Here is a 20,147-nt window from a genome sequence, read left to right on the forward strand (position 1 = left end):
GCGATACTGAGGTGCTTTCGTACGGCCCGCCGCGCGGGGTCCGGCTGGACGGATTGCCGATCATTGACCGGTGTCCTCACCATCCGTCCATCCGCATGCTGATATTTCGGAAATATCGGGACCATGGGGGGCGTGAATCTCAACGGCCGCACATTCGTGATGGTGAGCTCGACGGCGAGCGTGGTCAGCCAGGACGACCCTACGGAGTTCCGGTACTGGGAGGCCGACGGGGTGGTGTGGGGCAGCTACACCGGCGACACCGTGACCCACGGGCGCTTCGTCGGCACGCGGGACGGTGACCGGGTGTCCATCGCGTACGCGCACGCGTTGAAGGCCGGGGGGAAGGCGGGCGGGCAGAGCAGCAGCCGCGTCGAGACCGGGGACGACGGGCTGCTGCGCCTGGTGGAGGAGTTCAGGTTCGACGGGGACGACACGCTGCACGTGAGCGTGTGCGCCGAGGTCGGCGGCTAGTCGTCCTTGCGCAGGGCGGCCCGGCCCTCGGCGGCGCCGACGAAGCGCATCTTGCCGAGCGGCACGTCACCCTGCGTCTCCTGGGCCGGTCGCCGCGCGGAGCGGGCCCGGTCTCGATCACCGCCGCGGTCGCTGGGCAGCACGTACGGCCGCCTGAGCACCTCGTCCAGGATGAACACCGTCTCCGTCGCCTTGACCGCCGGGATGTTGGCCAGGCGTTCGGTCACCATGGTGTGCACCGCGGCCACGTCCGACACGCGTACCTGGATCATGGCGTCGTGCTGGCCGGTGGTGATCGCGCAGTACTCCACCTCCGGCATCCTGGCCAGCTCGGCCCTGAACTGCTTCCACATCTGCTGGCGTACCGTGACGAAGATCAACGCGGTGATGCCGAGCCCGGCTCTCACGTGGTCGATCTCGGCGGTGAACCGCTTGATCGCGCCGTCCGCGCGCAGCGCCTCGAAGCGGGTGTAGGCGTTCGCCCGGGAGATGCCCACCCGCTCGGCCAGGGCCGCGACCGAGATCCTGCCGTTCTCGCGCAGGACCTCGAGGATCTTCAGGTGGACGTCGTCCAGCTCCAGACCGATTCCGATCCGTCCAGCCTGACCGCCACCGCCGACCCCATTTCTGGAAATTTCACTCATCATTACCTCATCGACCTTTATATACGTCTCAGCGACTGCACGGTGCCTGGACGTTCTGCCGGACAATCCTCGGCATCCTTCTGCCGAACGTCCATTTTGGAGGACCTACATGGCGACCCGCTCGCAGACGGCGGCTGTACTGCTCGCCGGTGCACTCGCCCTCGCCGCCTGCGGAAGCGGCGGAGGCAGTTCCCAGACCCCCGCGGCCTCCGGGGGCAAGACCCTGGTCATCGACACGTCCTTCGACCTCAAGACGGCCGACCCGGGGCGCACGTACGAGCCGACGGGGCTCATCGTCGGCAAGGCGGTCTACGAGACGCTGCTGACGTTCGACGGGGCGGACGTGACCAAGCCGGTGCCGGCGCTGGCGGAGTCGTACGAGCTGGCCGCGGACGGCAAGACGCTGACGCTCAAGCTGAAGCCGGGCGCCACGTTCGCCGACGGGTCGCCGGTGACGGCCGACGACGTGGTGTTCTCGCTGACCCGGGTGCGTGACATGAAGGGCACGCCGTCGTTCCTGCTGGACGGCGTCGAGGTGGCCAAGACCGACGACTCGACGATCACGCTGACGTCGAAGGCGGCGAATCCGGCGCTGCCCTACATCCTGCCCAACCCGGCGCTCGGCATCATCAACAGCAAGGTCGCCAAGGAGCACGGCGCGACCACCGACCCCCAGGACAAGGCCGAGCAGTACCTGAACTCGGCCTCGGCCGGCTCGGGCCCGTACCTGATCGAGTCGTTCAACGTGAGCAGCCAGGTCACGCTCAAGGCGAACCCCAAGTACTACGGGACCAAGCCCGCCTACGACAAGGTCGTCATCCGCAACGTCGAGGCCGCCACGCAGAAGCTGAACGTGCAGCGAGGCGACAGCCAGGTCGCGCTCAACCTGTCGGGTGACCAGGTCACCGGCATGCCCCCGAGCCTGCAGGTCAAGAAGACCGCCTCGGCGAATGTCATCTTCCTGCTGGCCAACCAGGACTCCGCGATCAGCAAGACCACGCCGAACGCCAAGTTCGTGGAGGCGGTGCGCAAGGGCGTGGACTACGCGGGGCTGCTGGAGCTGGCCGGCGAGGGCTCGACACAGGCGCCGGGTGTCATCCCGTCGCAGCTGCTCGGCGCGCTGCCCGCCGACCAGGGCGCCAAGCGGGACGTCGAGGGCGCCAAGGCGGCGCTGGCCGCCAGCGGGGTCGCCAACCCGACCGTCAAGCTGGAGTACCCGAGCGAGCTGACCGTGAACGGGCTGTCGTTCCAGCCGCTGGCCGAGCGCATCCAGGCCAACCTCAAGGAGGTCGGCATCACGGTGGACCTCCAGCCCGCGCCCGTGACGGCGGCGCTGGACAACTACCGCAACGGCAAGGAGGAGCTGGGCCTGTGGTACTGGGGCCCCGACTACCCGGACCCCAGCGACTACCTGGCGTTCCTGCCCGGCAAGCTGGTGGGGCTGCGGGCCGGCTGGAAGGCGGGCGCGGCCAAGGAGATCGAGGCCGCGGGTGAGCAGGCGGCCACGGCGATCGGCGACGACGCCCGCAAGACCGCCTACGCCGACGTGCAGACGAAGCTCAACGCGTCGGGGCCGTTCATCCCGCTGATCCAGCCGAGCCAGAACATCGTGACGGCGGGGTCGGTGACCGGGCTGGAGTACCACCCGGTCTGGACGGTCGACGTCGCCGACCTCGGCGTGAAGTAAGCGGTCCGTGCATCCGCTCGCGCGTTTCCTCATCCGGCGCATCCTGCTGGCCGTCCTCATGGCGTGGGGCATCACGGTTGTCACGTTCGTCCTGACGAACCTCGTCCCCGGCGACCCCGCCGCCGCCAACCTCGGCCAGCGGGCGCTCGGCGACCCCGCCATCGTGGCGCAGTGGCGGGCCGACCACGGCCTGGACAAGCCGCTCTGGCAGCAGTACGCCCTGCACCTGCAGGGCCTGGTCCAGGGCGACCTGGGCACCAGCCAGCAGAGCCACCGGCCGGTCAGCGAGGACCTGGCCGAGTTCGTCCCGGCGACGCTGGAGCTGGCCGGGGCGGCGATCCTGGTATCGCTCGTGCTGGGTGTCGCGTTCGGGGTCGTGGCCGCTCTGCGCCGGGACCGGCTGCCCGACCACGCGCTGCGGGTGCTGAGCCTGATCGGCATCTCGGTCCCGACGTTCTGGCTGGCGCTGGTCGCGTTCTACGTGTTCTTCTACCGGCTGCAGCTCACCCCGGGCAGCGGCCGGGTGGACGCGGCGCTCGACCCGGCCCCGGCCGTGACGGGGCTGCAGACGGTGGACGCGCTGCTGGCCGGCCGGTGGGACGTCTTCGCCTCCGCCGTCGGCCACCTGATCACGCCCGCGCTGGTGCTGGCGCTCTACACGATCGGGCTGCTCACCCGGTTCACCCGCTCCGCGGTGCTGGAGGTGCTCGGGCAGGACTACGTCCGCGCCGCCCGGGCCAAGGGCCTGCCGGGCCGGGTGATCCTCTTCCGGTACGTGCTGCGCTCGGCCCTGGTGCCCATCATCACCGTGGCGGGACTGGCGTTCGGCAGCCTGCTGTCCGGCACCGTACTGGTCGAGGCGATCTTCGCCTGGCCGGGCGTCGGCCAGTACGCGTACAAGAGCGCCACCACCCTGGACCTGCCCGCCGTCATGGGCGTCGGCCTGGTCGTGGGCGTCGTCTACCTGGTCATCAACCTGATCGTGGACGTCCTGTACGGCGTCATCGATCCCCGAGTGAGGCTGCAATGAGACGCCCTCTGCTGGGGCGGCTGCCCGAGGCGTGGCGGCAGCCGCTGGCCGTCGTGGGCGGCGTGCTGGCCGTGGCCTGGCTGGTCGTCGCGCTGGCCGCCCCCGTGCTGGCGCCGCACGACCCCCTCGCCCAGGAACTGCCGCGGCTGGCCGCTCCCGGGCCCGGGCACTGGTTCGGCACCGACCAGCTCGGGCGCGACATCCTGAGCCGCGTCATGTACGGGGCGCGGGTCTCGATCCCGCTGACGTTGCTGCTGGTGGCGCTGTCGGTGCTGATCGGCGGCCTGCTCGGGGCGTGCGCCGGGTACTTCGGCCGGTGGGTGGACGAGACGATCATGCGGGTGGCGGACCTGGTGTTCGCGTTCCCGACCGTGATCCTGGCCATGGTGGTGGCGGCGGCGCTGGGGGCGAGCCTGGCCAACGCGGTGCTGGCCGTGCTGGTGGTGGCCTGGCCCGCCTATGCCCGGGTCACCCGCGGGCTGGTGCTGGGGGTGCGGGAGCGGGAGTTCGTGCTGAGCGGGCGGCTGCTGGGCTTCTCGGTGTGGCGGTCGCTGCGGGTGGACGTGCTGCCGAACGTGACGGGCCCGGTCCTCGTCCTGGCCACGCTCGACATCGGCACCGCGCTGCTGCTGCTGTCCGGCCTGTCGTTCCTGGGGCTGGGCGCCAAGCCGCCCTCTCCCGAGTGGGGGGCGATGGTGGCCTCGGGGGTGGAGGTGTTCGACAGCTGGTGGGTGGCGACGTTCCCGGGGCTGGCGATCCTGACGGTGGTACTGGCGTTCAACTTCCTCGGTGACACGTTGCGGGACGCGCTCGATCCCCGTACCGCTCGCGCGATCAAGGAGCGTGCGTTGTGACGCTGGACATCAGCGGGCTGAAGGTGTCGATCCGCGGCAAGGAGATCCTGCGCGGCGTCGATCTCACGCTCGAGGCGGGCCGGGTGCACGGGCTGGCCGGGGAGAGCGGGTCGGGCAAGACGATGACCGGGCTGGCCGTGCTCGGGTTGCTGCCGCACGGCGCGCGGGTGTCCGGTGCGATCCGGCTGGGCGGGCGCGACCTGCTGGCGTTGCCCGGCAAGGAGCTGAACCGGGTGCGTGGCGGCGAGGTCGCCATGGTGTTCCAGGACCCGGCGACCAGCCTGCATCCGATGCTGACGATCGGCAGGCAGCTCACCGAGCACATGCGGCACCACCTGCGGCTGGGCAAGGCGGAGGCGAGGGCGCGGGCGGTGGAACTGCTCGGCAAGGTACGCATTCCGGGCCCGGAGCAGGCGTACGGGCGGTTCCCGCACCAGTTCTCCGGCGGGATGCGGCAGCGGATCGCGATCGCCATCGCGCTGGCCTGCTCGCCCAAGGTGCTGATCGCCGACGAGCCGACCACGGCGCTGGACGTGACCGTGCAGGCCGGGGTGCTGCGGCTGCTGCGCGGGCTCTGCGACGAGCTCGGACTGGCCGTGTTGCTGGTCACCCATGACCTGGGGGTGATGTCGGCGGTGGCCGACGAGGTGAGCGTGATGAAGGACGGGCTGGTCGTGGAGTCCGGGCCGCGTGGGCGGGTGTTGCGGGAACCGGCGCACGCCTACACCCGCGCGCTGCTCGACTCCCTGCCGGACGCCGTCCTCAACTCGCCAGCCGAGCCGGCCGCGTCTGCCGAGAGGTCCGAGGAGGGAGGGCGATGAGCCTGCTGACCATTGACGATCTGGTCGTCGAGCACCGCTCCCCCGGCCGTCCCGTCGTGCGGGCGGTGGCGGGGGCCAGCCTGACCGTGCGCCCGGGTGAGGTGGTCGGCCTGGTCGGCGAGTCCGGGTGCGGCAAGTCGACGCTGGCCCGCGCGGTCTGCGGGCTGAACCCGATCACCGCGGGCTCGATCGCGTTCGAGGGGCAGCCGGTGACGCCGCTCGGGCTGCGGCGCAGGAAGCTGACCGGGATCCAGATGGTGTTCCAGGATCCGTACGCGTCGCTGAACCCTCGTCGCCGGGTCGGCGACCAGATCGCCGACGGCCTGCGTACCGTGCGGGACACCGCCACCACCCCGGCCGACCTGCTGGAACGCGTCGGGCTGCCGCGTGACTTCGCGGGCGGGCACCCGCACGAGTTCTCGGGCGGGCAGCGGCAGCGGATCGCCATCGCCCGGGCGCTGGCGGCCCGGCCGCGGCTGCTGATCGGCGACGAGCCCATCTCCGCGCTGGACGCCTCCGCGCAGTCGCAGGTCGCCCGGCTGATGCGGGACCTGGCGGTGGATGCGGGCGCGGGGCTGCTGTTCATCAGCCACGACCTGTCCGTGGTGCGGCTGATCGCCGACCGGATCGCCGTCATGTACCTGGGCAAGATCGTCGAGGTGGGCGACACGGCCGAGGTCTGGGCGGATCCGCGGCATCCGTACACGCAGGCTCTGCTGCGGGCCATTCCCAAGGCTGACGGGATGGGGGTGCTGCCCGCGGAGTTGCCCGGTGACGTGCCCGATCCCGCGAACCCCCCGCAAGGGTGCCGGTTCAGCCCCCGCTGTCCGCTGGTGATGGACGTGTGCCGCGAGAAGGAGCCGGACTTCGGGCCGGTCGCCTGCTGGCTGCACGAGCCGAAGTGACGCCGGGGGCCGACGACACGCCCGCGCCGCCTGCGGACGCGGCGCGGGAGGCGGACGGACCGCGGGCCGGCGGGCGGTTGCAGGCTGTGCGTGCCGCCATGGCACGGGCCCGGGTCGATGCCCTGGTGTTGCGGCCCTCGCCCGACTTCCGGTTCCTCGGCGGTGGCGACGGCGCGTTCCTCGTGGTGACCCGGGACGCGGTCGTCGAGACCGATGAGCCGGCCGGGCTGGTGCCCGAGGGGGCGCGGCGGGTGGGGGTGGATCCGGAGATGCGGGTGCGCGAGCTGTTCGGGCTGACGATCGAGGCCGAGCTCGTCCCCGCTTCCTCGGTGCTGGAGCCGCTGCGGCTGCGCAAGGAGCCGTACGAGATCGAGGCCATCGGGCAGGCGGTGGCCGCGGCGGAAGGGGTGCTGCGGCAGGCGCGGGAGTTGTCGTGGTTCGGGGCGAGCGAGCGGGCGATGGCGTACCGGCTGCGGTTGCTGCTGCTGGAGTCCGGGTGCGAGGAGGTGCTGTCGCTGCGGGTGGCGGCGGGCGAGCACACGGCGCGGCCCGCGCACGTGCCCGGGGAGCGGGTGATCAATCCGGGGGACGCCCTGACGGTGTCCGTGTGCGGGCGGTGGGGCGGTTACTGCGCGGAGGTCGCCCGCGTGTTCGCCGTGGCGGAGCCGCCCGAGGATTTCGAGGCGATGTACTCGGTGGTGCTGGCCGCGCATCGGGCGGCGCTCTCCGCCATCAGGCCCGAGGTCCCGGTCGCGGAGCTGGCCAGGGCCGTCGGTGAGGTGATCGACGGGAGCGGGTACGGACGGTTCGCGGCGGCGCACGTCGGCCGGGGCGTCGGCCTGGGGCCCGACGAAGGGCCGCGGCCGGGTGAGGACACCGCGCTGGCTCCTGGGATGACGTTCTGCCTCGAACCCGCCATCTACGTGCCCGACCTGTTCGGGGCCCGGGTGGCGGACGTGGTGACCTGCACCGACGCGGGGCCGTTGGCGCTGGGCGACAGCCGGCACGCCCTGCACGTCCTCGATCGGTAGCCGTTCACACCCGCCTCGTACAGGACGCCGATCGCGCCGTTGCCGATGAGCGTGACAGTGTGTGATGGTTCGCGGCAAAGGGTAGTCAAGGAAACATGCTGCGTATCGGCACATGGCGGGCTGCCGAGTCGCTCGACGTCGTCGCCTGCGGGTGGCGCGACGGCGGTCCCGGACCTCTCGAAACGGGCGTCAAGCTCATTTACGCGACGGGCGGCGACCCGGTGCCGGTGTTCCCCGGGATGCGGACCGGCACCCTGGCCGCGCGCGGGGCCGAGGAGATCGCCAAGGCGCTGTCGCAGGGGCTGGACGTGGTGCTCACCGCCCCCGGCTGCTGCCCTGCGGCGCCCGTGGTGGCGGCGGGCATGTGGCACTACGGCTGGACGAAAGCCGACCTCGGCGCGCTGGCCGGGGCGACCGTCGCGGGGCTCGCGCTGGCCGCGCAGCCGGGGCCGTGCGTGGTGGAGATCTGGCCCGACGGGCGCAGCTCGCTCGACGGGGACGTGACGGCGGCGGCGGTGCGCGCCTGCCTGGCCGCGCGCTTCTCCGGCGGCCGCTACCGCACTCCCGAGGTCACGGTCCCGCTGGAGTCGGTCCGCCTCAGCCAGGAGGCGCCCAGCCGGATCGTCATCGCCCCCTGCGCGGGCACCCGCTAGCCGCACTCGGCCGCCGCCCCCTCGCAAGCCCGCACCCGCTGGGTGACTCCGACGAAGCAGGGCGCTTGTCTTGGTGGTGCCGCACGAATCCCGGCAGGCGCACCATGACATACCGTCGCCAGTGAGCATCCACGAGGAGGAGCGGCAGGTTGATCGAGGTCAGGGAGCTCCACGAGATGGCGGAGTTCGAGCGGGTCTACGGGGTGTTCGATGACATCTGGCACTTCGCCCCCGGTGACCCGCCCATCACGCTGGAGCTGATGCGGGCGCTGTCCCACGCGGGCGGCTATGTGGCCGGCGCCTTCGAGGGTGACCGACTCGTCGGCGGCTCGGTCGGGTTCCTGGCGGCCGGCGCCGCGCTGCACTCGCACGTCACCGGCGCGGCGGCGGGCCGCGGCATCGGGCTGGAGCTCAAGCTGCACCAGCGCCGCTGGGCCCTGGAGCGCGGCTTGGAGCGCATCACCTGGACCTACGACCCGCTGGTGCGCCGCAACGCCCACTTCAACCTGGCCAAGCTGGGCGCGCGGCCGCGCGAGTACCTGCCGTGCTTCTACGGCGTCATGACCGACGTGATCAACCAGGGCGACGAGTCCGATCGCCTGCTCGCCGAGTGGCCGCTGACCGAGCCGCACGTGGCGGCGCTGGCGCGGCGGGAGCCGCAGGTCACGCCGGTGCCCGGTGACGCGGTCGTCGCGCTGGCCGACGAGGGCGGGCGACCGGTGCCCGGCCCGATCGACGCGGGGACCGTGCTGGTGGCCGTGCCCGCCGACATCGAGGGGTTGCGCCGCGCGGACCCGGGAACGGCCAAGGCGTGGCGGCACGCCGTACGCGACGTGCTGGGGGGTCTGATGGCCGAGGGCCGCACGGTCACGGGGTTTTCCGGCAAGTCCTACTACGTAGTGGAGAAGACGTGAAGATCACTGGAGTAGAGCTGCGGCGGATCGCGATGCCGCTGGTGGCGCCGTTCCGCACCTCTTTCGGCACCGAGACCTCCCGCGACATTCTGCTGGTCAGGATCGTGACGCCGGACGCCGAGGGATGGGGCGAGTGCGTGGCCATGGCGGAGCCGCTCTACTCCTCGGAATACACCGACGGCGCCGTCGAGGTGATCCGCCGCTTCCTGCTGCCCGCGCTGCCGAAGAGCCTCGACGTGCACGACGTCGCCCGCGCCCTCGAACCGATCAAGGGCCATCGCATGGCCAAGGCCGCGCTGGAGACGGCCGTGCTGGACGCGCAGCTGCGGGCGGCGGGAGAGTCGTTCGGCCGCTTCCTCGGCGCGGCCCGTCCCCGGGTGCCGTGCGGGGTGTCGGTCGGCATCATGGACTCGATCCCGCAGCTGCTGGACGCCGTCGAGGGCTACCTCGGCGAGGGGTACGTCCGCATCAAGCTCAAGATCGAGCCCGGCTGGGACGTCGAGCCGGTCCGGGCCGTACGCGAGCGGTTCGGCGACGACCTGCTGCTCCAGGTGGACGCGAACGCCGCCTACTCCCTCACCGACGCCCCCCGGCTGGCCCGGCTGGACGCGTTCGACCTGCTGCTGATCGAGCAGCCGCTGGCCAACGACGACCTGGTCCAGCACGCCAAGCTGGCCAAGCTGCTGCGGACGCCGATCTGCCTGGACGAGTCGATCGAGTCGGCCGAGCACGCCGCCGCCGCGATCGCGCTCGGCTCGTGCTCGATCGTGAACATCAAGCCGGGCCGGATCGGCGGCTACCTGGAGGCGCGCAGGATCCACGACCTGTGCCGGGCGAACGGGGTCGCGGTGTGGTGCGGCGGCATGCTCGAGACGGGCCTCGGCCGGGCGGCGAACGTGGCGCTGGCGGCGCTGCCCGGGTTCACGCTGCCCGGCGACACCTCCGGTTCGCGGCGTTACTACGCGACCGACATCACCGAGCCGTTCGAACTGGCGGACGGGCACCTGGAGGTGCCGACCCGGCCGGGGCTCGGCGTCGAGCCGATCCAGTCCGTGCTGGACGAGGTGACCACCGCCACGGAGTGGATCAGCCTCTGAGCCTGGGCACCGCCTCCAGCAGGGCGCGCGTGTAGTCGTGTGCCGGCTTGCCGACGACCCGCTCGGTGGGCCCGACCTCGACCAGGCGGCCCCGGTGCATGACGGCAACCACGTCGGCCACGTACCTGACCACGGCCAGGTTGTGCGAGATGAACAACATCGACAGTCCCAGCTCGTCGCGCAGCCCGCGGACCAGGTTGAGCACCGCGCCCTGCACGGACACGTCGAGCGAGCTGGTGATCTCGTCGGCGACCAGCAGGCCCGGGTCGCCGCCCAGGGCGCGGGCGATCGCGACGCGCTGCCGCTGGCCGCCGGACAACTCGCGCGGGTAGCGGGATGCCAGCTCGGCCGGCAGCCGTACGAGGCCGAGCAGCCGCTCCACCTCGCCCGCCCCGGCGCCTTCCGCGATGGTGCGGCCGACGGTCATGCGGGGGTTCAGCGACGCGTACGGGTCCTGGAACACCATCTGCACGCGGCGGGCGCCCTCGACGCTCCCGGTGTGCGGGACCAGCCCGCAGACGGCTCTGGCCAGCGTGGACTTGCCCGATCCCGACTCGCCGACGAGCCCCACGACGCGGCCGTCGGGGATCTCCAGCGTGACGCCGTCGACCGCGGTGAAGGCGCCGAAGCGCACGGTCAGATCTTTGATGATCATGAAACCTCCCAGCAGGCGACCCGCTGCCCGGGGCCGTGCGGAATGAGCTCGGGGCGCTCGGCCGTGCACTGCGCGGTGGCCAGGGCGCATCGGGGGGCGAAGGCGCAGCCGGGGCCGACCTGGGCGGGCGACGGCTGGGTGCCGGGGATGCCGGCCAGCGGCCTGGTCCTGTCAGTGTCCAGGTCGGGCAGGGAGGCGATCAGCGCCCTGGTGTAGGGGTGCGCGGCGCCGGTGGCGAGCCGGTCGGCGGGCAGCTCCTCGACGACGCGGCCCGCGTACATGACCACGACCCGGTCGCACAGCTCGCCCACGACGGCGATGTCGTGCGAGATGAACACCAGCGCCGTCCCCGTCTCCGCGACGACCTCGCGGAGCAACCGGAGGATCTGCCGCTGGACGGTCACGTCCAGCGCGGTCGTGGGCTCATCAGCGACGACCAGGCGGGGCGTGCCCATGAGGCCCATCGCGATCACGGCCCGCTGCCGCATGCCGCCGGACAACTCGTGCGGGTGCTGCCCGGCGTGCTTGGCGGGCTCGGGCAGGTGCACGTGGCCGAGCCGGTCCACGGCGCGGCGGCGGGCCTCGGCCCGGCTCGCGGCCTGGTGCACGACGGCCACCTCGGCGAGCTGGCCGCCGACCTTGAGCGCCGGGTTGAGCGCGGCGAGCGGGTCCTGGAACACCATCGCGAGCGCGGTGCCGAGCTCCTTGCCCGACAGCGTGGCGACGTCCCTGCCGCCCAGGTGCAGCCGCCCGTAGGTGACCGTGCCCGGATACGGCACGAGCCCGCCGATCGCGGCGGCGGTGAGGCTCTTGCCGCTGCCGGACTCGCCGACGAGGCCGACGATCTCGCCGGGCGCCACGGTCAGCGACAACTCCCGCACGGGGGTGCCGCCGCCGGGAAACGTGACCGTCAGGTCCCGCACCTCCAGCACCGCACCGGGCTCCGGCGCGCTCTCCGTCTCCTTCTCGTGGGTCCTGGCCTCTTCGCGCGGTACGGGGGTGCGGGCGGCGGCCCTGGCCAGCGCATCGCCCAGCAGGTTGAAGCCGATGCCGGCGAGCGCGACGGCGGCGGCCGGGCCGAGCGCCACCTCGGGCGTCACGTAGATCCGCGGGAAGCCGTCGAACAGCAGCCGCCCCCAGTCGAAGTCCGGCGGCTGCACCCCGAGCCCCAGGAACGACATCCCGGCCAGGCCGAGCAGCGCGCCGCCGAGGGCCTGGGCGAGGTTGAGGATGAGCGGCTCGGCGATGTTGGGCAGCACGTGCCTGGCCAGGATGCGGCGGCGCGGCACGCCGAGCATGCGGGCGGCCGAGACGTAGTCGGCGCCGGCGACCGTGGCGGCCAGCGTCTGGGTGAGCCGGGCGAAGCCGGGTGCGATGGCCACGCCGATGCCGAGCACCGCGCCACGCGCTCCCAGCCCCGAGACGACCGCCGTGAACATGGCCAGCAGCAGCCCGGGGAACGCCACCAGGGCGTTGACCGTGCCGGTGGCCAGCCTGGCGGCGCGTCTGGGGAGCACGGAGGGGAGGGTGCCGAGGATGGTGCCGGCCACGGCGCCGATGAGGGTGGCGGCCAGGGCCAGGGCGAGCGAGAACCTGCCTGCGACCAGGACCCGGGCCAGGAGGTCGCGGCCCAGGTTGTCGGTGCCGAGCGGGTGTTCGGGAGAGGTTCCCTGGAGGATGGCGGCGGCGTCGATGCGCTCGGCCGTGTCGCCCCAGACGAGCGGGCCGACGACGGCCAGCACGGCCATGAGCGCCACCAGCACCACACCCGCGACGCCCGGGCCGCTCCACCGGAACCTGATCCTGCCGCCGGCGGGCCTGTCGCCTGTGGTGCCTCCGGGCATCAGGCCTCCCTGATCTCGGAGGTGGGGTCGAGGGCGCCGAGCACCAGGTCCACGGCGAGGTTCACGACCAGCACGATCGCGCCGTAGACGAGGATCACGCCCTGGGCGACCGGGTAGTCCTTCTGCGTGATCGCCTCGACGATCTTCAGGCCGAGGCCGGGCCAGGCGAAGACGTACTCGACGAGGACGCCGCCCGCGATGAGCGAGGTCAGCAGCAGGCCGCCGACGGTGAGGGTGGCCGTGAGCGTGTTGGGCAGCACGTGCCTGAGGTGCAGCCGGGCGGCGGGCAGGCGTTTGGCCCTGGCCAGCCGTACGTAGTCCTTGCCCAGCTCGCGCAGTGTCTCGACGCGCGAGATGCGGGCGATCATCGCGATCGGGCCGGCCGCGAGGGCGACGACGGGCAGGATGTACGTCTCCGGCCCCGCCTTGCCCGCCGGCGGGAACCAGCCGAGCCCGATGGCGAACGCGGCCACCAGGGCGATGGCGTACAGGAACTCGGGCACGGCCACGGCGGTGCCGGTGGTGGCGCTGAAGGTGAGCTCGGTGCCGCGGTTGCGGCCGTTCTCGGTGCGGATGGCGGCCCACATGCCCAGCGGGATCGCCACCAGCAGGGACAGGGCGGTGGCGAGGAGGGCCAGGGTCAGGGTGTTGGGGAGCCTGGCCGAGATGACCTCGCCGACCGGCTCGCCCGTGAGGAACGAGGTCCCGAAATTTCCGGACATAACGTGGGTCACGTAGGTCACGAACTGCTCGGGCAGCGGCCGATCCAGGCCGAGGGCCGTCTTACGCGCCTCGACCAGCTCCACGGGCGCCGCCGGTCCCAGGGCGGCGCGCACGGGGTCGCCGGGGATGAGGTGGATCATCGCGAAGGACGCGATCATCAGCACGGCCAGCGACACGGCGAACCGCACCAGCCGGCGCACCCCCACCCGCACCCTCCGCCCGACCACCGGCGAGCGCACGGGTGCCCCGCCCTCCGTCGCCACCTCCACGGCGACCTCCCCGATCCCCGTCGGCCCCGTGAGCGGCACCGTCGCACCGCCGTTGGACACCCGGTCAGGACCGTGCTCAGCACCGTCGTTCATTCAGCCTCCCGCCGTCAGCCGGATCGAGGTGGGCACGAAGAACCCGGACTGCATCTCGTACGTGCCGCCCTTGCTCGCCTGCAGCACCGTGTTCTCCACCACGGGCACCAGATCCGCGTCCTCGAACAGGGCCGACTCCGACTGCAGCCACAACGGGCACCCCTCGGCGGCCGGCACCAGGCTGGCCTTGGCGATCAGCGACTCGTACCGCGAGTTGGACAGGTGGGCGAAGTTGGCGCCCTTGGGCGCGGCGGGACCCGACAGGAAGCCGGCGAGCTGGCTGGGCAGCGTGACGCCGATGGGCAACCAGGCGACGTCCCAGTCCTGGGTGGCATTGAGCGACTCCGAGACCTTGGTGTCGATCATGCCGTTCAGCTTCACCTCGGCTCCCGCCTTCTTCCAGGCGGCGCCCAGGTACTCGGCCGCGGCCTGCACCCCCGCTCCCCTGGTCGTCGCGTACATGAGCCGCAACGTCAGCCGCTGCCCGCCCTTGGTCCGCACCCCGTCGGCCCCGGCCTTCCAGCCGGCGGCGTCCAGCGCGGCCGCGGCGGCGGCGGGGTCGAAGGCGGGCACGTGCCCGGTCACGCTGTCACCCTGACAGGGACGTGGTTCCAGGACGAGCCCCGTGGCGGGCCGGCCGGTGTTGCTGGAGGCGATCCCGGCCAGTTCCTTGAGATTGACGGCCTGGGTGAGCGCCTTGCGCACGGCGGGGTCGTGAGCGGGCCTGTCGTCGCCCTGGTGGTAGAAGAACTGCCCGTTCCCCTGCGAGATCACCTTCTTGCCGACGCCCGGGCTCGCCTCCAGGCGGGCGCGGTCGGGGCCGAAGAAGACGGCGCCGTTGATGGAGCCGGACACGAGCAGGTTGGCCGCGGTCTGCTCGTTCGGCACCACCTTCAGCACCACCGTCTCCGGCACGTCCTTGGCCGTCGCGCCCTGCCGCCCCCAGGCGTAGTCCCGGCGGGCCTTGAACGTGTAGTGGTCGCTCGGCACCGCCTCCGTCAGCTGGTACGGGCCGCTGCCGGAGGTCGAGCGGGCCAGCAGCGAACGGTCCTTCACGCCCTTGCCGCAGACGATGAAGATGGCCCGCGCGCTCTCCAGGATGAAGCTGAACGGCTTGGGCATGGACAGCGTCACCGTCCCGCCCGCGTCGTCGGCCTCGGCCTTCATCCCGGTGGGCACCAGCACGCCGTAGATGGGCGACTTGGTGGCCGGGTCGGCGATGTGGTTGACGCTCGCGGCGACGTCGGAGGGGGTCAGCGGCGCGCCATCGGAGCAGGTGACGCCCTTGCGCAGGGTGAAGGTGACGGAGTCGGGCCGGACGTCCCACTTCTCGGCCAGCCCCGAGACGACCTTGCCGTCGGGGGACAGGTTCACGAGCGTGTCATAGGCCAGCGAGAGCGTGGTGTTGGTGACGGTGAGCACACCCATGGCGGGGTCGAGGATGCCGGGGTCGGCCGGGATGGCGTACGTGAACGTGCCGCCCCCGGCCGGCCCGCCGCCCCCTCCCGAGCTTCCGCAGGCGGCCGCGAGCAGGGCGAGCGCGGTGAGGGCCGCTGATCTTCTCATCGGAACTCCAGACGAGCGTGGGGGGTGTGCACCACCTTCGTCGCTCGTCTCAGCAGGTTCTTCGTGCCGGGTCACGAAAAACCGGGGGCGGCTCGTGCTACCGGCCGAAGATCCGCATCTGCAACATCGCCGTGAGCCGGGCATCCGGATCGGACAGGTCGAGGCCGCTGATCTCGACGAGGCGTTTGAGCCGGTAGCGGAAGGTGTTCGGGTGAACGTGCACCCGGGCCGAGGCGATGCCCACGTCCCCGAACGCGTCCAGATACGCCCGCAACGTGACCGCCAGCTCGGTGCCGTGCTCGGCGTCGTGGTCGAGCAGCCGCTGGTAGGGGCCGGTGGGCGCCTGCTCCTCCGCGGCGGCCACGTCGGCGACCTGGAGCAGCAGCGACTCGAAGTGCACGGCGGCGTATCCGGCGACCTGGCCGGTGGTGCCGCGGCCGCGCAGGACGCGCAGCGCCCGGTCGGCGTCGGCTCGCGACCGGGCGACCTGGGCGAGGCTGAGCGCCAGGCGGCCCACGCCGATGTTGGCGGCGTGCCGGGGCCCGACCCTGGCCAGGAAGCTCTCGGCCACGCGCACGGCCCGCGCCTCCTCCTCACCGCCGGAGTGCAGGGGCAGCACCGCGTACGCGACGGAGCCGACGAGCGCGGCGGCGGCCTTGGGATGGATGGCGCCGACGTGCAGCGCGAGCGCGTCGCAGAAGCGTTGCCGGTCGCTCTCGCCGCGGGCCGGGTCGGCGGCCGAGACGCCGGCGGGCGCGTCGGCGAGCTGGGCCGCGAGCACGCACAGGCGGGTGGTCGCGATGCCGAGCCGTTCGGCCGCCTCGGCCGCGTCCGCGCCGCCCGCCAGCACGGTGGACAGCAGGTCGGCGCGCAGCCGCCGCTGGGTGTCGGCCCCGGCCCGCTCACGCAGCAGCCGCAACGCGACGATCTTGGCGGCGTCGGCGAGCGCGCGCTGCCGCTGCGCGCTGAGCGGCTCGTGCACGGCCGCCCAGATGGAGCCGAGGATCTCGTCCCCGGCGCGCACGGCGACGGCGGCCCGGTTGATGACGGTGTCGTCGTCGAGCTCCATGTAGATGGGCTCGTAGCTCTGGTAGAGCCGTTTGAAGACGCCCTGCTCCTCCTGCATGCGCAGGTAGTGCTCGGGGACCTGGCGGCCGAGCACGGTCTCGATCCGGCCCTGGTCGGCATCCTCCTGCCGCCCGGAGTACGCCAGCACCCGCGAGGACCTGTCCTCGATCGTGACGGGCGCGTCGAGGAGCGCGCAGATGGCGTTCGCCAGCGAGAACAGGTCGCCCTGCGGCTCCTGCCCGGGCTCGGCCAGGTCGCCTTCGGCCAGCAGGGACCGCAGCAGCGCGGCCACCTGGGCCCAGGAGGCACCCCTGGTGAGGCCGAGCACCGCCACGCCGGTTTCCAGCACGGTGGCGCGCACGCATTCGTCCACGTCCACCGGCAGTTTGACGACGACGCCCGCGGCCCCCGGCACCCGCCCGAGCAGGGCGCGGATGCCGTCCGCGCCCTGCACTCCCACCGCGAGCAGGATCCCGCCGGCCGGGACGATCAGCTCGTCGAGAGGGTCGTAGATGTGCACGCCGGTGACCTCGGTGTCGAGGTCGCCGGGGGAGGCGGCCACGTCGATCACCGTGGTCCCGAGGTCCTGGAGGATCCGCGCGAGGCTGGCGCGCGGGCGGTTCCTCATCGGGTCACGATAATCCACTTTCAGCCGGTTTTGGGGGTGGCCCGGGCGCCGAGGTGCACGTACGGGGAGCCGTCGGGCAGCACGTAGAACACGGCGGACGTCCAGTCCGGCGAGCCGGCCATCCTGCACACGAACGTGACCTCGTCCACCGGCACGAGCACGCACTCCTCCGGCTCCGGCAGCATGTGGGCCAGCGGCCCGGTGGCCTCGTGCCGCAACCAGGGCTCCCCGTCGCGGATCGACACCGTCAGCCGGGCGCCCGCCCGCTCGTAGACGCCGGTGAAGCGCTCGGTGTCCACCTCGACGGGCGTCTCCGGCGGGCCCAGCAGGGGCGGCACGGTCAGGCCGTCCAGCTCCGCGAACAGCTCCCTGGCCACGGCCCGCGTGAAGGCGCCGCTGTGGCCGCCGTTGGCGGTGACGCAGACGATGGTGCCGGTGCCGGGCACGGCCCAGAGCATGGCGTGCTGGCCGATGGTGTTGCCGCCGTGGGAGATGACGCGGTGGCCGTCCCATTCGTCGAGGATCCAGCCGATCCCCCACTGCTTGCCCAGGGCGTACGGGTTCGGGATGTCGACCTGCGGCTCCCACATGGCGCGCGGCTCGTCGAGCAGGCCGCCCTCCAGGTGAGCACGGGCGAACGCGACGACGTCGGCGGGCCTGGCGCAGATCAGCCCGGCCGGTCCCATCGAGCGCATGAGACCCCACTGCGGGACGGGCTTGCCGTCGGCGTGGCCGATCGCGGCGCGGAAGCGCAGCACGTCCTCGGGCAGGGTCCAGGTGTGGGTGAGGCCGAGCGGCTCGGCGATCTGCTCGCGCAGCGCGTCGTCCCAGCGCCGGCCGGTCAGCCGCTCCACGACGCGGCCCGCGATGACGAACCCGGAGTTGCAGTAGGACTGGGTGACGCCGATGGGGTGGTTCTGGATCAGGTCGGCGCAGGCCGCCACGTACTGCTCCACGCAGTCGTCGCCACGCCCGGTGTCCAGGAAGAGGTCGCCGTCGATGCCGCTGGTGTGGGAGAGGAGGTGCCTGATCGTGACCGTCTTGCTGACCTCCGCATCGGCCACCTTGAACTCCGGCAGCACCTCGGCCACCGTGGTGTCGAGTGTGAGCCTGCCCTGCTCGATCTGCAGCATGAGCAGGGTGGCGGTCCACACCTTGGTGACCGAGCCGATCTGGTAGAGCGCGTCGGGAGTCGCCTCGACGCCAGTGCCGCTGTTGAGGGTGCCCGCCGCGAACTCGTGCAGCTCCCCCTGGTGCAGGTACGCCACCGCGGCGCCCGGCACCTCGTACTCGGCGATCAGTTCGGGGAGTCGCTGACCCATTGCTCCAGCCACGCGATGATCCTTTCGTTGTAGTCGTACCGATGTGAGGGCAGGCCGTTCAGGATGAACAGGTGGCTGGCGCCGGGGTAGCGCACCAGCCGGACGGGCACCCGCCGCTCGCGCAGCGCGCCGAACCATTGCTCGGCCTGGCTTATCGGGCAGCGGTCGTCGTTCTCGCCGTGGAGGATGAGGGTGGGGGTGGCGACCTGGCCGACGTTCGTGATCGGGGACTGGGCGGCGAGGTCTCCGGCGCATTCGTGCGTCTTGAGGTGGTAGCCCATGTCGGAGGTGCCGGCCATGCTGGTCAGGTCGCTCACGCAGCCGCCCGGGACCGCCGCCTTGAACCTGTCGGTGTTCGCCGTCAGCCAGCACGTCATGTAGCCGCCGTAGCTGTAGCCGGTGACGGCCAGCCGGTCGGGGTCGGCCACGTTCTCCGCCACCAGGTCGTCGACGGCGGCGAGGAAGTCCTGCATGTCGGCCAGTCCCCAGGCGCCGACGGCCGCGGTGTAGAACGCCTCGCCGTAGCCGTCGCTGGCGCGGGGGTTGAGGGTGAGGATGGTCCAGCCGCGGGCGGCCAGGGCCTGATGGTAGAGGTGGAAGCCGTCGAGGACCGGCGCCCAGGCGTTGTGCGGGCCGCCGTGGATGTCCAGGAGCAGCGGGCCTGGGGTGGTGGCTGCTTCGTCGCGCAGGATGAAGCCCTCCACCTGGGTGCCGTCGGGGGCGGTGAAGGTACGGCGGCTGGGCGTGAACAGCTCCACACCGTCGAGCGCGTAGTCGGTGAGGCGGGTGACGTCCTTTACATTGTCGATCAGGTAGACGTCTCCGGCGCTGTGCGGGGTCGCGGCCACGTACGCGATCCGCCCGGCCCCCACACTCACCCCCGACACGCTCACCTCCTCCGGGACGAGCCTCTCGGCGGGAGCGCGGTAGAGGTGCGTGGACCCGCGGTCGCGGACGCAGAACAGCAGGTCGTCGCCCAGCAGCGCGGGGGTGGCACCGGGGTAGCCGGGGTGGCCGGTCATGACGTTGCGATCGAGCCCCGTCTCCACCTCGGCCGGTCCGCCGGGGCCGAGCGTGAACAGGCGGACGTGCCCGACCGGCTCCCCTTTCAACCCGGCGACCACCAGCCGCTCACCGAGCCACCACACTCCGGCACAGATGAGCTCGGGATCGGTCAGCCGCTCGGGCGCACCGCCTTCGCCAGCGCCCACGGTGTAGACCGCGCCGCCCACCTCCAGGTCTCGGTCGGGTTCCATGCCCGCCACGAACGCCAGCCGCGCCCCGTCCGGCGACCACGACGGCTCCCCCGCGTGGAAATCGCCCTCCGTGACCTGGACCGTCTCCCCGGAGGCGACGTCCACGACGAACAGGTGGGTGGTCAGGCCACGCAGCAGCCCCGTACCGTCTGCCTTGTATTCGAGGCTCTCGGCCACGACGGGCGCGTGCGGATCCGGCGCGCTCCCTCCCGGACCGCTGAAGGCGATCCGGGCTCCGTCCGGCGACCACACGGGCGCACCCGCGCCGAGCGGCGCCGAGGTGAGCGCGGACGGCTCGCCGCCGTCCATGGGCAGCAGGTGGATCTGCGGCTTACCGTCCACCGGCCGCACGAACGCCAGCGTCCGCCCATCCGGCGCCCACCGAGCCGCGCTCCCCTGAGCCAGGCGGCGCGGCGGCGCGCCGGGTGCGGCGAGCCAGACCTCCGTGCGGTTCTCGTCGGCGTCCCGATCGGGGGTGGTGAGCGTGTACGCGACCGCGCCACCGTCGGGACGCAGCCGGGGATCGGAGGGTACGGCGAAGCGGTAGAGATCATCCGGGGAGAGACGCGTCATACCCGAACCGTAAGCCAGCACAACCCGGCCATCTTCGGCCCAC

Annotated in this window: 18 protein-coding genes; 10 read left to right on the forward strand and 8 right to left on the reverse strand. The window is 72.4% G+C overall.

What is annotated here, in order from left to right:
* The first annotated feature begins 123 nt into the window (after positions 1–123).
* Entirely contained in the window at positions 124–471 is a 348-nt protein-coding gene (locus tag ACFLIM_RS21270; RefSeq protein WP_393167961.1) for a hypothetical protein, read from the forward strand.
* Here ACFLIM_RS21270 and ACFLIM_RS21275 read toward each other — a convergent pair.
* A complete protein-coding gene (locus ACFLIM_RS21275; RefSeq protein WP_393167963.1) occupies positions 468–1,118 on the reverse strand; it encodes an Lrp/AsnC family transcriptional regulator in 651 nt (216 codons plus the stop codon). The two genes, ACFLIM_RS21270 and ACFLIM_RS21275, sit on opposite strands and share 4 nt — an antisense overlap.
* Positions 1,119–1,224: 106 nt before the next feature.
* Here ACFLIM_RS21275 and ACFLIM_RS21280 point away from each other — a divergent pair, with 106 nt between their 5' ends.
* From ACFLIM_RS21280 to menC, 9 genes are all read left to right on the forward strand, one after another.
* Positions 1,225–2,802: an ABC transporter substrate-binding protein gene (locus ACFLIM_RS21280; RefSeq protein WP_393167964.1), complete on the forward strand. Its 1,578-nt coding sequence runs from the start codon at positions 1,225–1,227 to the stop codon at positions 2,800–2,802.
* Between the two features lie 7 nt (positions 2,803–2,809).
* Positions 2,810–3,832, forward strand: coding sequence for an ABC transporter permease (locus tag ACFLIM_RS21285; protein ID WP_393167966.1), 1,023 nt, complete (start codon positions 2,810–2,812; stop codon positions 3,830–3,832).
* Positions 3,829–4,686, forward strand: a complete 858-nt coding sequence (locus ACFLIM_RS21290; RefSeq protein WP_393167968.1) for an ABC transporter permease — start codon at positions 3,829–3,831, stop codon at positions 4,684–4,686. Before ACFLIM_RS21285 ends, ACFLIM_RS21290 begins: the two co-directional genes overlap by 4 nt.
* Positions 4,683–5,507, forward strand: coding sequence for an ABC transporter ATP-binding protein (locus ACFLIM_RS21295; RefSeq protein WP_393167969.1), 825 nt, complete (start codon positions 4,683–4,685; stop codon positions 5,505–5,507). Before ACFLIM_RS21290 ends, ACFLIM_RS21295 begins: the two co-directional genes overlap by 4 nt.
* The gene (locus tag ACFLIM_RS21300; protein ID WP_393167971.1) at positions 5,504–6,412 is read left to right on the forward strand and encodes an ABC transporter ATP-binding protein; all 909 of its coding nucleotides are present in this window, start codon (positions 5,504–5,506) and stop codon (positions 6,410–6,412) included. Before ACFLIM_RS21295 ends, ACFLIM_RS21300 begins: the two co-directional genes overlap by 4 nt.
* Positions 6,409–7,443: a M24 family metallopeptidase gene (locus ACFLIM_RS21305; protein ID WP_393167973.1), complete on the forward strand. Its 1,035-nt coding sequence runs from the start codon at positions 6,409–6,411 to the stop codon at positions 7,441–7,443. The genes ACFLIM_RS21300 and ACFLIM_RS21305 overlap by 4 nt, the downstream gene beginning before the upstream one ends.
* 95 nt (positions 7,444–7,538) lie before the next feature.
* Entirely contained in the window at positions 7,539–8,096 is a 558-nt protein-coding gene (locus tag ACFLIM_RS21310; RefSeq protein ID WP_393167974.1) for an acyclic terpene utilization AtuA family protein, read from the forward strand.
* A 149-nt stretch (positions 8,097–8,245) separates the two neighbouring features.
* Positions 8,246–9,010: a GNAT family N-acetyltransferase gene (locus ACFLIM_RS21315; protein WP_393167976.1), complete on the forward strand. Its 765-nt coding sequence runs from the start codon at positions 8,246–8,248 to the stop codon at positions 9,008–9,010.
* Positions 9,007–10,107 carry an o-succinylbenzoate synthase gene (menC, locus tag ACFLIM_RS21320; RefSeq protein WP_393167977.1) on the forward strand — a complete coding sequence of 367 codons (1,101 nt, stop codon included), beginning with the start codon at positions 9,007–9,009 and terminating at the stop codon, positions 10,105–10,107. Before ACFLIM_RS21315 ends, menC begins: the two co-directional genes overlap by 4 nt.
* Here menC and ACFLIM_RS21325 read toward each other — a convergent pair.
* The 7 genes from ACFLIM_RS21325 to ACFLIM_RS21355 all read right to left on the reverse strand — a co-directional run bounded on the left by ACFLIM_RS21325 (position 10,097) and on the right by ACFLIM_RS21355 (position 20,104).
* Positions 10,097–10,762: an ABC transporter ATP-binding protein gene (locus ACFLIM_RS21325; RefSeq protein ID WP_393167979.1), complete on the reverse strand. Its 666-nt coding sequence runs from the start codon at positions 10,760–10,762 to the stop codon at positions 10,097–10,099. The genes menC and ACFLIM_RS21325 overlap by 11 nt on opposite strands.
* The gene (locus tag ACFLIM_RS21330; RefSeq protein ID WP_393167981.1) at positions 10,759–12,606 is read right to left on the reverse strand and encodes a dipeptide/oligopeptide/nickel ABC transporter permease/ATP-binding protein; all 1,848 of its coding nucleotides are present in this window, start codon (positions 12,604–12,606) and stop codon (positions 10,759–10,761) included. The genes ACFLIM_RS21325 and ACFLIM_RS21330 overlap by 4 nt, the downstream gene beginning before the upstream one ends.
* On the reverse strand, positions 12,606–13,691 hold the full coding sequence (locus tag ACFLIM_RS21335) for an ABC transporter permease (protein WP_393167983.1): 1,086 nt from the start codon (positions 13,689–13,691) through the stop codon (positions 12,606–12,608). Before ACFLIM_RS21335 ends, ACFLIM_RS21330 begins: the two co-directional genes overlap by 1 nt.
* Positions 13,692–15,257 carry an ABC transporter substrate-binding protein gene (locus ACFLIM_RS21340; protein ID WP_393167984.1) on the reverse strand — a complete coding sequence of 522 codons (1,566 nt, stop codon included), beginning with the start codon at positions 15,255–15,257 and terminating at the stop codon, positions 13,692–13,694.
* 97 nt (positions 15,258–15,354) lie between these two features.
* A complete protein-coding gene (locus ACFLIM_RS21345) occupies positions 15,355–16,953 on the reverse strand; it encodes a PucR family transcriptional regulator (RefSeq protein WP_393167986.1) in 1,599 nt (532 codons plus the stop codon).
* 20 nt (positions 16,954–16,973) lie between these two features.
* Complete coding sequence (locus ACFLIM_RS21350) at positions 16,974–18,287, reverse strand: serine hydrolase domain-containing protein (RefSeq protein WP_393167987.1); 1,314 nt, start codon at positions 18,285–18,287, stop codon at positions 16,974–16,976.
* Positions 18,251–20,104, reverse strand: coding sequence for a S9 family peptidase (locus tag ACFLIM_RS21355; protein WP_393167989.1), 1,854 nt, complete (start codon positions 20,102–20,104; stop codon positions 18,251–18,253). Before ACFLIM_RS21355 ends, ACFLIM_RS21350 begins: the two co-directional genes overlap by 37 nt.
* Positions 20,105–20,147 lie beyond the last annotated feature (43 nt).

The sequence above is a fragment of the Nonomuraea marmarensis genome (genome assembly GCF_043197025.1).
Taxonomy (GTDB): domain Bacteria; phylum Actinomycetota; class Actinomycetes; order Streptosporangiales; family Streptosporangiaceae; genus Nonomuraea; species Nonomuraea marmarensis.

Coding starts and splice junctions, on each gene's coding strand:
- ACFLIM_RS21270 (WP_393167961.1), top strand. CDS start 124: ATGGGGGGCGTGAATCTCAACGGCCGCACATTCGTGATGGTGAGCTCG.
- ACFLIM_RS21275 (WP_393167963.1), bottom strand. CDS start 1,118: ATGATGAGTGAAATTTCCAGAAATGGGGTCGGCGGTGGCGGTCAGGCT.
- ACFLIM_RS21280 (WP_393167964.1), top strand. CDS start 1,225: ATGGCGACCCGCTCGCAGACGGCGGCTGTACTGCTCGCCGGTGCACTC.
- ACFLIM_RS21290 (WP_393167968.1), top strand. CDS start 3,829: ATGAGACGCCCTCTGCTGGGGCGGCTGCCCGAGGCGTGGCGGCAGCCG.
- ACFLIM_RS21300 (WP_393167971.1), top strand. CDS start 5,504: ATGAGCCTGCTGACCATTGACGATCTGGTCGTCGAGCACCGCTCCCCC.
- ACFLIM_RS21310 (WP_393167974.1), top strand. CDS start 7,539: ATGCTGCGTATCGGCACATGGCGGGCTGCCGAGTCGCTCGACGTCGTC.
- ACFLIM_RS21325 (WP_393167979.1), bottom strand. CDS start 10,762: ATGATCATCAAAGATCTGACCGTGCGCTTCGGCGCCTTCACCGCGGTC.
- ACFLIM_RS21330 (WP_393167981.1), bottom strand. CDS start 12,606: ATGCCCGGAGGCACCACAGGCGACAGGCCCGCCGGCGGCAGGATCAGG.
- ACFLIM_RS21335 (WP_393167983.1), bottom strand. CDS start 13,691: ATGAACGACGGTGCTGAGCACGGTCCTGACCGGGTGTCCAACGGCGGT.
- ACFLIM_RS21340 (WP_393167984.1), bottom strand. CDS start 15,257: ATGAGAAGATCAGCGGCCCTCACCGCGCTCGCCCTGCTCGCGGCCGCC.
- ACFLIM_RS21345 (WP_393167986.1), bottom strand. CDS start 16,953: ATGAGGAACCGCCCGCGCGCCAGCCTCGCGCGGATCCTCCAGGACCTC.
- ACFLIM_RS21355 (WP_393167989.1), bottom strand. CDS start 20,104: ATGACGCGTCTCTCCCCGGATGATCTCTACCGCTTCGCCGTACCCTCC.